Annotated in this window: 17 protein-coding genes; all 17 read right to left on the reverse strand. The window is 43.3% G+C overall.

All coding sequences use genetic code 11. From position 1 onward, the window contains the following. Positions 1–3: 3 nt before the first annotated feature. Positions 4–609: a phosphoribosylanthranilate isomerase gene (locus RsY01_RS01135; RefSeq protein ID WP_094783730.1), complete on the reverse strand. Its 606-nt coding sequence runs from the start codon at positions 607–609 to the stop codon at positions 4–6. Further along, on the reverse strand, positions 599–1,369 hold the full coding sequence (trpC, locus tag RsY01_RS01140) for an indole-3-glycerol phosphate synthase TrpC (protein WP_094783731.1): 771 nt from the start codon (positions 1,367–1,369) through the stop codon (positions 599–601). The genes RsY01_RS01135 and trpC overlap by 11 nt, the downstream gene beginning before the upstream one ends. Positions 1,370–1,398: 29 nt before the next feature. Next, entirely contained in the window at positions 1,399–1,689 is a 291-nt protein-coding gene (locus tag RsY01_RS01145) for a chorismate mutase (RefSeq protein ID WP_094783732.1), read from the reverse strand. Continuing rightward, positions 1,686–2,690 (reverse strand): anthranilate phosphoribosyltransferase, encoded by a 1,005-nt coding sequence (gene trpD, locus RsY01_RS01150; RefSeq protein ID WP_094783733.1) that lies wholly within the window; start codon positions 2,688–2,690, stop codon positions 1,686–1,688. The genes RsY01_RS01145 and trpD overlap by 4 nt, the downstream gene beginning before the upstream one ends. A gap of 35 nt (positions 2,691–2,725) precedes the next feature. Then, the gene (locus tag RsY01_RS01155) at positions 2,726–3,520 is read right to left on the reverse strand and encodes an alpha/beta fold hydrolase (protein WP_094783734.1); all 795 of its coding nucleotides are present in this window, start codon (positions 3,518–3,520) and stop codon (positions 2,726–2,728) included. Between the two features lie 125 nt (positions 3,521–3,645). Further along, complete coding sequence (locus tag RsY01_RS01160; protein WP_094783735.1) at positions 3,646–4,116, reverse strand: GIY-YIG nuclease family protein; 471 nt, start codon at positions 4,114–4,116, stop codon at positions 3,646–3,648. After that, positions 4,113–4,679: an aminodeoxychorismate/anthranilate synthase component II gene (locus RsY01_RS01165; RefSeq protein ID WP_094783736.1), complete on the reverse strand. Its 567-nt coding sequence runs from the start codon at positions 4,677–4,679 to the stop codon at positions 4,113–4,115. Before RsY01_RS01165 ends, RsY01_RS01160 begins: the two co-directional genes overlap by 4 nt. Continuing rightward, a complete protein-coding gene (gene trpE / locus RsY01_RS01170; RefSeq protein WP_094783737.1) occupies positions 4,663–6,039 on the reverse strand; it encodes an anthranilate synthase component I in 1,377 nt (458 codons plus the stop codon). The genes RsY01_RS01165 and trpE overlap by 17 nt, the downstream gene beginning before the upstream one ends. Positions 6,040–6,421: 382 nt before the next feature. After that, a complete protein-coding gene (locus RsY01_RS01175; RefSeq protein ID WP_094783738.1) occupies positions 6,422–8,530 on the reverse strand; it encodes a heavy metal translocating P-type ATPase in 2,109 nt (702 codons plus the stop codon). Further along, the gene (locus RsY01_RS01180; protein ID WP_094783739.1) at positions 8,523–8,888 is read right to left on the reverse strand and encodes an ArsR/SmtB family transcription factor; all 366 of its coding nucleotides are present in this window, start codon (positions 8,886–8,888) and stop codon (positions 8,523–8,525) included. The genes RsY01_RS01175 and RsY01_RS01180 overlap by 8 nt, the downstream gene beginning before the upstream one ends. A gap of 94 nt (positions 8,889–8,982) precedes the next feature. Beyond that, on the reverse strand, positions 8,983–9,117 hold the full coding sequence (locus tag RsY01_RS11160; RefSeq protein ID WP_096761348.1) for a FeoB-associated Cys-rich membrane protein: 135 nt from the start codon (positions 9,115–9,117) through the stop codon (positions 8,983–8,985). Continuing rightward, positions 9,114–11,216 (reverse strand): ferrous iron transport protein B, encoded by a 2,103-nt coding sequence (gene feoB, locus RsY01_RS01185; protein WP_094783740.1) that lies wholly within the window; start codon positions 11,214–11,216, stop codon positions 9,114–9,116. The genes RsY01_RS11160 and feoB overlap by 4 nt, the downstream gene beginning before the upstream one ends. Beyond that, positions 11,209–11,703 (reverse strand): FeoA family protein, encoded by a 495-nt coding sequence (locus tag RsY01_RS01190; protein ID WP_094783741.1) that lies wholly within the window; start codon positions 11,701–11,703, stop codon positions 11,209–11,211. The genes feoB and RsY01_RS01190 overlap by 8 nt, the downstream gene beginning before the upstream one ends. A 217-nt stretch (positions 11,704–11,920) precedes the next feature. Beyond that, positions 11,921–12,280 carry a 50S ribosomal protein L20 gene (rplT, locus tag RsY01_RS01195; protein ID WP_061773999.1) on the reverse strand — a complete coding sequence of 120 codons (360 nt, stop codon included), beginning with the start codon at positions 12,278–12,280 and terminating at the stop codon, positions 11,921–11,923. A 59-nt stretch (positions 12,281–12,339) separates the two neighbouring features. Then, entirely contained in the window at positions 12,340–12,540 is a 201-nt protein-coding gene (gene rpmI / locus RsY01_RS01200; protein WP_003140675.1) for a 50S ribosomal protein L35, read from the reverse strand. Between the two features lie 28 nt (positions 12,541–12,568). Next, a complete protein-coding gene (gene infC, locus RsY01_RS01205) occupies positions 12,569–13,069 on the reverse strand; it encodes a translation initiation factor IF-3 (protein ID WP_107490433.1) in 501 nt (166 codons plus the stop codon). 467 nt (positions 13,070–13,536) lie between these two features. Continuing rightward, positions 13,537–15,408, reverse strand: a complete 1,872-nt coding sequence (gene mnmG / locus RsY01_RS01210) for a tRNA uridine-5-carboxymethylaminomethyl(34) synthesis enzyme MnmG (RefSeq protein ID WP_094783743.1) — start codon at positions 15,406–15,408, stop codon at positions 13,537–13,539. Positions 15,409–15,451: the final 43 nt, after the last annotated feature.

Below are 15,451 nucleotides of genomic sequence, written 5' to 3' on the forward strand. Positions count from 1 at the left end.
AAACTATTGTCTCCTAACTTTTAGAATAAATTTTTTAATTTTCTCCAAATCCTTCACTCCCTCACTCTCAACCCCACTCGACACATCAACCCCAGTCGGTTTAAAAATAGCAATGGCTTGACCGACGTTCTCGGGATTCAAGCCTCCGGCTACAAAAAATCGATAGCCGTCCAAGGCAGTCAAATCAACCTTGTCCCAATCAAAGGCTTGACCACTGCCACCGGCAAATTGAGCTGGTGGGGCATCTAGTAGAATCGTGTGTGCTTTAAAATCGGCGATAGCATCAGGAATTTTGCCGTCTTTAATCCCAAAAGCCTTGATGACTGGCACACTGACTTGCGCCGCGTAGTCTGCGCTTTCTTGCCCATGGAGTTGCACCATGTCGAGACCGACTTTTGCCACAATTTCCTGAACAACTGCCAAGTCTTCATCGACAAATAAGCCAACTTTTTTGACGGTTTTCGGCACATTTTTCGCCAAATATTTGGCGTATTCTGGCGTGACTTGACGCTTGCTTTCGGCGAACACAAAGCCGATATGCGTCGCCCCAGATGCCACCGCCATATCGACAGCTGCCTGTGTTGACAAGCCACAAATTTTAATCCACATGGCGCTTGACCTGTAACCCTTTCGCTGCTGCTTTCGGATTGCCGTCTTTCATCAAGGCTTCGCCAACGAGGACTGCACGGAAATCGCGGGCGACGATTTCAGCCTCGACAGGTGACTTAATCCCAGACTCTGAGATATAAAAGCGACCGTTTTCTTGTAAGGCGGCCAAGTCCAGACTGTTCTGGAGACTGACTTCGAATGTCTTGAGATTGCGATTATTAATGCCAATCAACTCAGCATTGATCCGATGGGCAATCGCCAGTTCTTCAGCATTGTGCACCTCTACTAAGACTTCTAAACCGAGCGAAATGGCATACTCATACAAGTCTTGCAAATCTTTTTCAGTCAGGCAAGCAACAATCAGCAAGATAATCGTAGCCCCACTATTGACCGCACGCGCAATCTGCTTTTTATCAATGATAAAATCCTTGTTCAGAACAGGCACATCAACATTTTGGGCGACCAAACGCAAATCGTCAATCGAGCCTTTGAAAAAAACAGGGTCTGTTAAAACTGAAATCGCTGAAACGCCTGCCGCTGCATAACTTGTCGCTTGTGCAAGCACATCGACTCCCATATTAATGGCACCAAGCGACGGTGAAGCACGTTTGACTTCGCCAATCACTTGTAACCTTTCAGGATTATCACGTAAACGTTGGACAAAACCCTTGACTTGTCTGACTTTTCTTGGTGTTTCCATGACCATTTGTGTCACTTCGACTTGCTTTTCTGCCAATATTTTTTCGAGAAAATTTTCCATTGCTTATCTTTCCTTTACTGCACGGTAAACTAATCTTTAAGATTAACCTTAAGCGCCAAATGTTCAATCCTAATAAAATCTGCTATCATTTGGCGATAGAGATTTTCGACGAGTTCTATATCAGCACCCTTGTCAGCTGCGAGTTTGGTCACTTTGTCAATCACTTGCTGCATACGTTCTGGTGCTGCTACTTGCGCGGCTGTCTTTTTAAAGGTCGCAGCTTGCTTGACAAACTCACCACGCCTTGCAATCAAAGCAATCAGCGTTTCATCGATTTTATCAATTTCAGCTCGAACCTGAGCCAGACTTCCAACCATCATTTCACCTCCTGCATGTCGACTAACTTAGCTCGTGCGCTACCACTCGCAATCACGTCACGCGCTTTGGCAACGCCTTCCGATATCGAATCCACACAACCATTGGAAAAAAAACCAAGGCCGGCGTTCAAGACCGTCACTTCCAAAAACGGACTTTGCTCGTTATTGAGCACGGATTTGAGAATGGCAGCATTTTCCTTGCCCTCGCCACCGCGAATCTCCTGCAGGGTCACGCGCGGCATGCCAAGGCTCGCATGGTCGAACTCGTGCACCGTAATCTCGCCCGTCTCATCCAGCAGCGCATAGCGATTCACGCCGTCCAGACTCGCCTCATCCATGTTATTTGGTCCACTCACGACCACGGCACGTCGCCGTCCCAATGATTTCAGGACTTCAGCCGTCGTTGTTAGAAGGTCGGGACGAGAGGTACCGAGTAACTGGGTATCGAGATTGACTGGATTGGTGAAAGGACCGATGAGATTGAGCACCGTGCGCACCTCCAGCTCACGCCGAACTGGCATGACATAGCGCATATTGGGGTGCACATGTTGCGCAAAGAGAAAGATAAGCCCCGTCTTGTCAAAAATGTCAGCCAGCTCATCTGGTGTGTGATAAAGATTGATACCGAGCGCTTCCAGCACATCAGCCGAACCAGATTTGGAAGAAATCGAGCGATTGCCGTGCTTAGCCATTTTCACACCACCCGCAGCTAAAACAAAAGCCGCCGTCGTTGAGACATTAAAAGAAAAGGACAAATCGCCACCCGTCCCACAGTTATCCATGGCAGTCGTCACAGTCGTTGGAATATGCAAGGCTTTGTCACGGACAACATCAACAATCCCCGCCATTTCATCAACGGTTTCGCCTTTCATGGCAAGCGCAACAAGAATAGCTGAGAGCTGCGAATCTGTCAGCTCACCATTAAACATAGCATTTGCCATTTGATTGATTTCATACCGTGAGAGATTCTCACGATTCATGAGTTTGACTAGGTTTTCTTTCATTTTATCTTTCCATTCTATTCATTTTAAGTCGTTGACTAATTTGCTAAAAAGTCTTTGAAAATCGTTTGAAATTGTTCATGTTCATCTATCATTAAGTTATGTCCTGCAATATCAGAAATGATTACCTCAACAGGCGTGAACTGTTTCGCAAAAAGTTGCTGTTGCTTGTAACCGACAACATTATCTTGCTTTCCTAAACAAAATACAGTTTGCACATTGAATGTTTTTGCCAATAATTCCTGTTCATTTGCCAAAGTATAGCCTGTTTTTTGAAAATTCTCCAAATATTTCTCTTGTTCCTGAGTGACGGCTGTAAAGACTGAGTTTTGAAACAAAGCATAAGTCTTATCTGTTATAACTGTTGCAAATGCTCTGAATTCAGCTTCACTTTCAGGATTTTCAGCATTTATCTTTTCATCAATCTGAACCACTTTTTCAGGTAAAATTCGATTACTTGATTGAGCTGTCACAACTGGACAAAGTAAAAACAGTTTTATAATCTGATGCTCAAAATGTTCTAGTAATCCCAATGATAAATAACCGCCATAGGAATTGCCACACAAGATGAAGGGTTCATCTGCTACCGTAGCTTTGATAAATCGTGTCAAACGATGAACCATCTCATCAGCATTTCGTGAAATCATGCCTACATTTGACTTTCCCATACCCTCTAAATCAACATAAATGCGACGAAAGCCCGTTAAAGCGTCCCCAATAGTTTCAATATTTTCTGACCAAATGCGATGGTCAACACCAAAACCATGGAGGAAGATGATAGGAATACCTTTTCCAATTTCTTTGTAGTATAAACTATTTTGGTAGTATGGCATGTTACTCCTTTAAAATGTTTAGTGGACTTGTTAATTCTTATTTGAGTGATTTCATAACATGAGACAGTCCATGAGCTTGACTAGGTTTTCTTTCATAATTTATATACTTTCTATGCACTTCAAAATTAGTTCATATTCAAACCATTAGCCGATGCATCTTTATTACCGGTTTGAATATGATAAGATTTATAATCTTTTTTACTTTTAGTTTCGAAATCTATAATTTCCTCATCAGATGTACTTTCTTCAAAATATTCAAGCACTTCAAAGGAAATTTTTTGAAAATTTTTTCCTTGGTGAAAATCTCGTAATTTTTCGCCTATTCTCCTTTGAGAATTATTACTATCTCTTTTGGATTCACTATCTGGGTTAAAGTAATTAATATACTGATTCCATCTACCGTATATACCTTTCATTCCGTAAACAGAACCGACATATTTTTTACCATCTACATCGATAAGATAAACACCTTTTCTATTGATTAGATAATCCAATTTTTTATTGATTTGATCTTTTTTAAAGTCTTTCAATAATTTATCTTTACCTTTTTGTTTAGGCGAAAGCTCACCAGGATTATTAAATATAATTCCTGTCATTTCGTTTCTCCTACTACAAAATTCTCAATCATCTTAAGCCCCTCAGGCGTACCAATACTCTCTGGGTGATACTGCATCCCAAAAATCGGTAGGGTTTTGTGCTGAATTGCCATAATTTCATGGTCGTCAGTTGTTTTTGACAAGACATCAAAATCTGCAGGCATATCAGAAATCACAATCGAATGATAGCGCATGATTTCATGCGTTTTCGGAATGCCCGCCAATAATGGCGTGTCTTGTACCCTTTCAGCCAGTGAAGTTTTGCCGTGCATGATGCGTTGGGCTAAATCTAGTTTGCCGCCGAAAACTTCGGCTATGGCTTGGTGTCCGAGACAGATGCCTAGAATTGGTTTCTTACCAGCAAAGTCACGAATCATCTCTTCCATTCTGCCAGCGTCAGCAGGCCAACCGGGACCAGGGGAAAAGACGATTTTATCTGCCGACTCGGCGACGTCGTAAAGGTCTCGGTCGTCATTTCGCAAAACCTTGACTTCGGCGAATTCTCCGATGTATTGGGCTAAATTATAGGTAAAACTGTCGTAGTTATCAACTAATAAAATCATTACTTTCTCCAATCTTGGTCATGGCTTTGACCTTGTTCAGGGTTTCCTGATACTCGTTTTCTGGGATGCTGTCAAAGACGATGCCTGCGCCTGCTTGTGCGTGTGCCTTGCCGTCTTTGAGCACCATGGTTCTCAGGGCGATGGCGAAATCCATGTCCGAGTTACTTGATAAGTAGCCGATGGCGCCTGCATAGATGCCGCGTTTTGTTTTTTCTAACTCGTAAATGCGTTGCATGGCACGGATTTTCGGTGCGCCTGATACGGTGCCTGCTGGCAAGGTTGATTTGAGGGCGTCTAGACTAGACACGGTGTCCAAGAGCTCGCCCTTAACGACGCTCGTCAGATGCATGACGTAGCGGAAATACTCAACTTCCATGTATTTGGTCACTTTGACCGTACCAACCTTGGAAATTTTGCCAATATCGTTGCGACCGAGGTCGACCAGCATGCGGTGCTCTGCGACTTCTTTTTCATCACCTAATAAATCTTTTGATAAGGCATCATCTTCTGCCTCATCAGTACCACGCGGGCGTGTGCCCGCAATCGGATTGGTCGTGACGACGCCATTTTTAACGGATACAAGGCTCTCAGGACTCGCCCCCATGATTTGATAATCGCCAAAATCTAGAAAATACAGGTAATTTGACGGATTAGTCAGGCGCAGATTCCGATAATAGTCAAAGGGATTACCCGTAATCTGGCTCGTCAAGCGCTGGCTGAGAACGATTTGGAACATATCGCCATTTTTGATGTAGGTCTGCGCCTGCTCAACCATCCCCATAAAATCAGCCTTTGCCGTATTACTTTTGAACGATAAAGGATTGAGTTTGACCGTTTCAAACTCATGTTTATGCGGCCGCGTCAAGTTTGACAGCACCAAATCCATGGCTAATTGCTGATCAAGCGCCGAGCGTTCGCTATAAATATCTGCCTCAACAATGGTAATCTGCTCCTTTTTATGGTCAAAAATCAAATAAGACTCATACAGAAAAAAATGCAAGTCTGGCGTCCCAATCACGTCCTCAGGAATTTGCCCGATATTTTCATAGAGGGAAATGGTGTCATAACTCACAAAACCGATAGCGCCACCCGTAAACGGTAGGCTTGACGCCTCTGTATTTTTAACCGTCAGCTTCCCCAGATAATCGAGTGGATCACCCGTTTTGACCTGCCCATTATCCGTCAGCACCCCATTTTCAAACTTAATTTCATGCACAGGATTGTAGGCAATCATAGAATACCGCGAATTTTCCTTCTCCCGCGGAATAGATTCCAAAATCAGCTTGTGTTGCAACTCCAAGCGTAAATACGCCAAAATCGGTGTGATAATATCTGCATTAATCGTTTTTTTTAAAGTCATAAACTTACGCTTTCTATAGAAAAAGTCCTCGACGAAATTGAACATTTCGTCGAGGACGTTATCACACGCGGTGCCACCTCAATTTGTAGCGAAAAAACCTATCTGAAATAGTCTTTCTCTATATCTCGTCTCCCTCAAGCAAGGGATTGTGCGATATCGGGCACCCACGTGATTCTTATCGTTTCGAATCAAGATTGAACTAAGTCTAAGTTAGCTCACACATCGCAGCCCATTCACGTGATCGAACTCTTGTCTCGCAATCACCGACAAGTCCCTGAAAGTCCTAATATCCCGCTACTTCTTCTGCTATTGTTTTAATTTTACGATTATTCTGACAAGTTGTCAAGCGGAAAAAACTTATTTTTCAAAGTATTTTGAAAAATTACTTCACCCGCAGCAAGCGAATGCCATTCAAGGTCACGATTATCGTTGCGCCCATATCGGCTAAAATCGCCAGCCAAAGCGTCAACCAGCCTGGAATAACCAATAGCAAAGCAATGACTTTCAAAATCAATGAGAAAGTAATATTTTGTTTAATCGTGCGTAGCGTCCTGCGGCTCAGTCTGACAATAAAAGGGAGTTTAGCCAAATCATCACCCATTAACGTGACATCCGCTGTCTCCAAAGCAGTATCCGTCCCTGCCACACCCATCGCGATACCAACATTTGCCAGTGCTAAAGCTGGTGCATCATTTACACCGTCGCCGACCATGGCAACATGTTCAAATCTTCTTTGGAGGGTCTGAATCTCTTGTAATTTATCTGCTGGCATGAGCTCCGCCTTGACCGATGAAACCCCGACTTCTCGACCAATCTGTTCTGCCGTAGCTTGATTATCTCCTGTCAGCATGACCGTTGTCTTGATGCCTAGCGACTGTAGCGCCTCTATAGCTTGACGACTGGTTGGACGAACCGTGTCCCGCATGGCAATCATGGCTAGAACTTGCTCACTTGTCCCAAAACAAATGACTGTTTTACTTTCTTGGTGAAATTTTTGATAGGTATCAGCTGTCTCTGAACTTAGCGAAAATAATTTCGAGCTACCGATAAAATAGGTCACACCTGACATATCACCTTGCACACCACGTCCAGTGAGTGATTTAAAATTCTCAATGGTAATCTTTGTTGCATCAATTCCTCGTTTGTGGCTTTTTGCTAGGATTGCTGAGGCAAGGGGATGTTGGGCATAGCTTTCCAAGGCTGATATTTTTTGAAGGACATCAGCTTCATCGAGTTGATTATCTACCACGACAAAGTCAGTTACTGTCGGCTGACCTTCTGTTAAAGTACCCGTTTTATCAAAGGCAATGGCTTGAAGTTTTCCGATTTCTTCTAAATAAATCCCTCCTTTAACCAAGACACCATGACGCGCAGCGTTGCCGATAGCGGATACAATAGAAACTGGGGTCGAAATCACTAGGGAGCAAGGGCAGCCGACGACTAATACGGACAAGCCTTGGTAGAGCCATCTTTGCCAGTCGCCACCGAAAAATAGGGGTGGCACCACGACGATTAAGGTCGCGAGTAAAATGATAAATGGGGTATAAATTTTCGCAAATTTGTCCACAAAAGCCTGAGCTGGGGCTCGTTCGCCTTGTGCCGCTTCGACGAGCTGGATAATTTTCGCAAGGGTTGTATCTGTTGCACGCTTCGTCACTTGAACTTCAAGGTAGCCAGCCTCGTTTAGCGTTCCCGCAAAAACATCATCTGAGATTTTTTTATCAACAGGCAAGGCTTCCCCTGTAATGGCGGCTTGATTGACTGTTGAATTGCCTTTGATGACGACGCCATCCATGGCAATTTTTTGACCGGGTTTAATCAGCATGACATCACCAATTTGAATATCTTGGACGGCGATGGTTTGTTCAAGTTCATGACGCCGAATCGTTGCCACTTTTGGCGCTACCTTGATCAAACTTGAAATGGACTGACGCGCACGGTCGCTCGCATAGCTTTCCAGCATTTCACTAATGGCAAAAAGGATGACGACGATCGCACCTTCGGCAAAATCGCCAATCAAGGTCGCACCGATAATGGCAATCGTCATCAAGGTTGCCATGGAAAAATCGAGTTTAATGAGGTCTTTGAAGCCTTCTATAAACAGTTCATAGCCACCGATTAAGATGGCGACAATCAACAGAAGAGGTGTCAGAAAACCTGTTCCTCCCAAGGTCAACTGACTAATAAAAGCCAAAGCAATCAAAACTGCCGCAATTAATTGATTCCGATTTTCACGCCAAAAAGAAACCGAATCTTGGCTTTCATTGGCACTCATTTCCTCTTCTGGTGCAACTTTGATATGATCAAAAGCACCTGCTTGTTCAAGTTCAGCAATACTTGCCTGACCGGTAACCGTTAGTTTAGCAGCCCCATAATTCACTTTGGCCTCACGAACACCCTTGAGTGCTTGAACGTTTTTCTCAAACTTTGCTGAACAACTTGTGCAGGACAGTCCAGTCAGCCGATAGCTATTTGTTTCTTGATTAACCATAAGTCACCACCTCTTTTTCTGGTGCCACCGCGTCTAAAACAAGTTGCTCAATGACAGGATTATCAAGCTGATAATAAACCATTTTCCCCACTTTTTCATGGGTCAAAATCGATAATTTGCTTAAAGCACGCAAATGATGCGAAGTCGTCGCAACGCTGGCGCCGATAATTAGGGCAAGATCACAAACACAGAGCTGTTCTTGTTTGGTCAAAGCATATAAAATCTTAAAGCGGCGCTCATCTGACAAGACTTTAAATAACTGGCTGATGGCAAAAGTATTGTGGGCTGCTAATTCTGCCTGCACAGTCTCTACTTTCTCCGAATCAAAACATCGGATATCACAAATCGCTTCACTCATTTTTCCACTCCTATATTCAAACATTGATTTGATTGTTAACACCTCTAGTTTAACATAAAGAAAAAACATATTCAAACGAAAGTTTGAATATGTTTTATTTCATCTGCTCCTTAACCGGACAAGAACAACCGCAATCCTCACAAGCGCCACGCGACTTGATGAATTTATAGAAGGCATAGCCCGCACCTGCGATAGCTAGAGCAAAAATAATTAAAGTTTGGAGATTCATGCAGTCACACTTTCTGAAAGTTGAGGTGCTTGATAAACTGGTTTTCTAAAGACAAAGTAACAAGCAAGCAACAGTGATAAAACGGCTAAAAAAGTTGAGATATTGACTTGACCTGTGGCAATCGTCCTACCAATTTGATAGACGATAAAACTGATGATATAGGCAATCGCACACTGGAAACCAACCGCAATCCCTGTCCATTTTGCCGTTCCCATTTCACGATAGATGGCACCGATTGCTGCAAAACACGGCGCACAGAGTAGGTTAAACAAGAGTAGCGTATAAGCTGACAGCGCTGTAAAATTACTTTGCATAGCAGTATTTAAAGCCGCGCCACCCTTGGCGTGATACAGCACGCCCATGGTCGAAACGAGCGTTTCTTTGGCAAGTAAACCTGTAAAAGTTGAAACCGTCGCCTGCCAAGAGGTCCAGCCTAGCGGTGCAAAAATCGGCATAATCAGTTTGCCAATCCCTGCTAAAATAGATTGCTCCGTGTCCACAACCTGCAAACGGAAATTGAAAGTCGTTAAGAACCACAGCAAGATGGTCATGGCAAGGATAATCGTGCCCGCACGCTTGATAAAGCTCAATCCCTTATCCAAGGCATAACGTAAGACATTTGACCATTTAGGCAGATGGTAGTTTGGCAACTCCATGATAAAGGGGGTAACTGAGCCACCTAATAGTTTGGTCTTTTTCAGCATAATCCCGCTAATGACAATCGTAAAGATACCAACGAAATAAGCACTTGGCGCAATCAAGGAATTATTAGGGAATAGCGAGCCAGCGACCAAGGCGATAATCGGTAACTTAGCGGAACACGGCATGAACGTTGTCACCATAATCGTAATCCGACGGTCTCGTTCATTTTCAATCGTCCGTGACGCCATGACGCCCGGAATCCCACACCCAGTCGCAATCAGCATCGGAATAAAGGATTTACCAGATAGACCAAAGCGCCGGAAAATCCTATCCATGACGAAGGCCACCCGACTCATATAGCCTGAATCTTCCAGAATGCCCAAACAGATAAAGAGGACGAAAATTTGTGGGACGAAACCAAGGACAGCGCCGACACCCGCGATAATCCCATCCAAAATCAAACTCTGCCCAATCGGTGCAATCTTTAAAAAGTCAAGCACATTTTGTGCATATTGCGGCACAATTTCGCCAAATAATTTCTCATTGACAAAATCTGTCCCCATAGTCCCAACCGTTTGGATACTGACATAGTAAACTGCCCACATCACAAAAAGGAAAAACGGTAGCCCAAAACGGCGTGATGTCACAAATTGGTCAATCTTATCTGACACATTTAGCCGAATGCCTTGTGTCCGACTTTCGACCATATCAGCCAAAGTCGTCAGATATTGGTAGCGCTCATTGACAACAATGCTTTGTCGGTCATCCAAAAAAATATCTTCTGCAATCGCAATAATGTCTAAGACTTCCTCAGCTTGTCTTGCTGATAAAGCAAGGCGTTCAAGTATTTTTTCGTCATTTTCAAAGACCTTAATGAGCTCAAAGCGGTTGGTGACGTGCGTGACATCAGAAAGTTCCGTTAAACTCGCCTCAAAGCGTTCATCATAATGGAGTTGGACTTGTGGCGCCCTTGCTTTTTGACTCTGGGTAACCAAGGTATCAAAGCCCTGATTTTTAAGGGCAGAGATATTGACAACGGGGACACCTAGTGAATAAGACAGTTTTTCCGTGTCAATGAAGATGTTCTGTTTTACCAGCAAATCGGTCATGTTGAGGGCGATGACAACGGGTTTTCCAATCTCAATCAACTGGGTTGTCAGATAGAGATTACGCTCAATATTCGTGGCATCCACGAGGTTGATGACAACATCGTAATCATCAGACAGTAGATAATCTCGGGTGACATTTTCTTCTGGCGTGAAAGGCGATAGGGAGTAAATCCCCGGTAAATCCTGAATGATAATTGACTTATCTTTGACGTATTTCCCTGATTTTCGCTCGACGGTCACGCCCGGCCAGTTGCCGACATACTGATTCGAGCCTGTCAATAAATTAAAAGTCGAGGTCTTACCCGAGTTGGGATTGCCGACCAGCGCAAATCGTTTATTTTCAGTCATTTTCTAGTACGCTCACTTCCACTTTTTCCGCCTCATTTTTACGCAGGGTCAGTTCGTATCCTCTGACGTGCAATTCCATCGGGTCGCCCAATGGTGCGACTTTTCTAACAAAGAGACGTGTCCCACGTGTCACCCCCATGTCCAGCAGGCGGCGTTTGATTGCTGCCTCAGCAGGATCTGACGGATGCGCCACGGCAATACTGATGACCATAGCCATCTGACCTGGTTTGACGGATGATAACTTGACTAAGTCACCATGACCAACCATTTTTTTAGATAAGGCGATATTTTCCAAAATGGTATTGTCTAGCGCAACGCGGGAATTGTGAATGAGAATGACGCCATTATGCTTGTCACGATTCATCACGGCAACACGGGCATTTTTGACAAAACCTAAGTTTTGGAGATGCTTTCTACTATCGGGGTCGCCCTTTATTTCTGAAACAAAATAGGTTTGCTTCAGAGGACAGCTGGTTAAAGTTATCATATTTGTCTTTTTGAGTAGCCTTCATTTTAAAAGAGACCACTCAATTCCTTTCAAATTTTAGTCCCTAACAGATTTCAAGATAATGTACAAATGATTTGATTATAAATTTATTATAGCACAAAAAGTAAAAGGTTTTGGACATAAATTGAAAAAAATATTGATATTTTTCAGCAAAAATAAAAAAATCGAGCATTTTACTCGATTTTTGAGTCGCTAATTATTTAGCCAAAGCTTTTTTAGAAGCATCAGCCAAAGCTGCGAAAGCTGCTGCATCATTAACTGCAAGGTCAGCTAACATTTTACGGTTAACTTCGATTTCAGCTAATTTCAAACCGTGCATCAATTTAGAATATGACAATCCATTGATACGTGCAGCTGCATTGATACGTGCAATCCACAATTTACGGAAATCACGTTTCTTTTGACGACGGTCACGGAACGCATAGTTATATGAGTTCATGACCTGTTCTTTGGCAGTACGGAACAAAGTATGTTTTGCACCATAGTAACCTTTCGCAAGTTTCAGTACACGTTTACGACGTTTGCGGCTTACGACGCCACCTTTAACACGAGCCATTTATAGTTCTCCTTATTATATCTTAGTTTAATGTAGTCTATGCTTGATTCAGGTCTCTATTATTTAAGAGAGTAAACCATTTTACGGATACGTTTGTAGTCACCAGTTGATACCATACCAGCTTTACGAAGGTGACGACGTTGTTTTTTAGTTTTCCCGTGGAAACGGTGGCTTGTATAGGCTTTAAAACGTTTCAATCCTCCAGAACCAGTCCGTTTAAAACGTTTTGCTGAAGCGCGGTGTGATTTTTGTTTTGGCATTTCTCAAATCTCCTCTAAAATTTTAGTATTATTTCTTTTTCTCGCCTGGTGCCAATTGCATAAACATTTGACGCCCATCCATTTTGGCACGTTGTTCAACGTGGGCAATGTCTTGGGTTGCGATAACGAAATCGTCCAAGACTTTTTGACCAACTTCTTTATGGGTAATCATCCGACCTTTGAAGCGGATAGAAACCTTAACTTTGTTACCTTTTTCAAGGAATTTAGTTGCTTGACGTAATTTTGTATCAAAGTCATTTTGGTCAATAACTGGAGACAAACGAACTTCTTTGACTGTCACGACAGCCTGATTTTTCTTTTGTTCTTTCAGTTTTTTCTTTTGCTCAAACTTGAATTTTGTAAAATCCATAATTTTGGCAACAGGCGGTGTCGCTTGTGCTGAAATCAACACTAAGTCCATATCTAGATCCATGGCTTGATTCAGCGCATCACGTGTCGGTGTAATCCCGAGTTGGTCACCATCTGCCGAGATCAAACGAACTTCGCTTGCACGAATCGCCTGATTCATTGTAACTCTTTCTCTTGCTATGATTGTTCTCCTTGTCTTAAAGATGTTGAGGCGACTGCCCTAAATCGTAGAAAATTAGGGTTTTGCCGTAAGCAAACAGCGTTTGCGCGGACAAAACATCTATTTTCATAGATTTAAGGAGCCGAAACTCAATTACTGTAAATGTTCTGCTGACTAAACGAGCCAACTTCTTCATTGAAAAACAAAACGGACTTTCCGTAGAAAGCCCGCTATAAATCAACTCTAAATTCAGAGAATAAATTCATTTCCATGCCAAGTAGCTTACGCAATATTGGCGAGAAAGCGGGGGCTTTCTGCTTTTCAACTTCTCTAGTATAGCATAATTTTTGGGATTAAGTCAATAGATTTTGCTTAATTAATTTTATTTTATGATTCCATGCCAAACTGACCAATATCAAAAGTCGTAAAACTGCTTGTTTCACGACTTTTTCATCTATTTAAGTAGTTTATCTACCTGCCAAATAAACCATTAAAATACTAATATCCGCAGGATTGACCCCTGAAATACGGCTGGCTTGACCAATCGTTTCTGGATTAATTTTCTTGAATTTTTGGCGTGCTTCTGTGGCAATGCTGTCCAGGGCATCCCAATCCATATTTTTCGGAATACGTTTGGCTTCCAAACGGTGCATTTTAGCGACTTGATCCATGGCTTTTTTGATATAGCCTTCATATTTGATTTCTGTTTCGATTAATTCAATAATCTTGGCATCCAAAGCTTCTGGGGCTGCCCCGATGAATGATGTCGCAATCTCATAAGTGATTTCTTGGCGCCGCATAAATTCTGCTGCTGTTAAGGCATCTGTCAAGGGTTTAAAACCCAAAGCCTCTATTTTAGTGTTAGTTTCAGCGATTGGTTTGAGTTTATTTTTTTGCAGGCGCGACATCTCATTTTCATATTGATATTTTTTAATCTCAAACACATCCCAACGATAATCAGATACCAGACCAACTTTACGACCAAGTGGCGTCAAGCGCATATCTGCATTATCATGGCGCAAAATCAAGCGATATTCTGCACGACTTGTCAACAAACGATAAGGTTCAATCGTCCCCTTGGTTACCAAATCATCAATCATCACGCCGATATAGGCATCTGACCGTTTCAAAATAAACTCAGGCTTGCCTTGTGCTTTCAGCGCGGCATTAATCCCCGCAATTAACCCTTGTCCTGCTGCCTCTTCATAACCTGATGTGCCATTGGTTTGCCCCGCTGTGAACAGGCCTGAAATTAATTTCGTTTCAAGCGTTGCCCGCAGTTGGTGTGGCAAGACCACATCATACTCAATGGCATAGCCAGACCGCATCATCTCAGCATTTTCCAGACCCGGAATAGAGTGCAACATCTCAAACTGCACATCTTCTGGCATCGACGTTGACAGTCCTTGCACGTAAACTTCTTCCGTATCTCGCCCCTCAGGCTCTAAAAACAGCTGATGACGCGGCTTATCCGCAAAACGCACAATTTTATCCTCAATCGACGGACAATAACGCGGCCCAACGCCTTTAACCATGCCAGAGAACATCGGCGCACGATGCAAATTCTCCTGAATAATCATGTGCGTCGCATTTTTCGTATAAGTCAACCAACACGGAATTTGATCCGTCAAATAATCCGCATCCTGAGATAGGAAACTAAAGTGATTTGGCTTGTCATCTCCTGGTTGAATCTCCGTTTGACTGTAATCAATGGTACTAGACTTGACACGTGGCGGTGTACCCGTTTTAAAACGACCAATCTCGAAGCCCAAGTCACGCAAATTGTCAGCTAGACCGATAGAGGCTAGGGAGTTATTTGGCCCTGACGAATATTTCAGCTCACCGATGATGATTTCACCACGAAGGGCTGTCCCCGTTGTGATAACAACTGATTTCGCCGTATAGACCGTCCCCGTTGATGTTTTAATCCCTGTAATCCGACCATCTTCAACGAGAATTTCATCCACTACCGCTTGACGCAAAGTCAGATTTTCCGTCTGCTCAATCGTTTTTTTCATCTCACGCGCATACAAATCCTTATCCGCCTGTGCGCGCAGCGCCCGAACCGCAGGACCTTTACCAGTATTGAGCATCTTCATCTGGATATAAGTTTTGTCGATGTTGCGCCCCATTTCGCCACCGAGCGCATCGATTTCGCGGACGACAATGCCCTTAGCTGAGCCGCCGACCGACGGGTTACAGGGCATGAAAGCGACCATATTTAAGTTAATCGTGACGAGCAACGTTTGACTGCCCATCCGTGCTGACGCAAGCGCTGCTTCACTTCCTGCGTGACCCGCACCGACGACGATGACATCAAAATTTTCTTGAATTTGCATGTTTACCTCTTTATTTAAAACCCAAAAAGTCAAGCACACGAAA

It is taken from the genome of Pseudolactococcus reticulitermitis (genome assembly GCF_002260845.1).
GTDB classification, from domain to species: domain Bacteria; phylum Bacillota; class Bacilli; order Lactobacillales; family Streptococcaceae; genus Pseudolactococcus; species Pseudolactococcus reticulitermitis.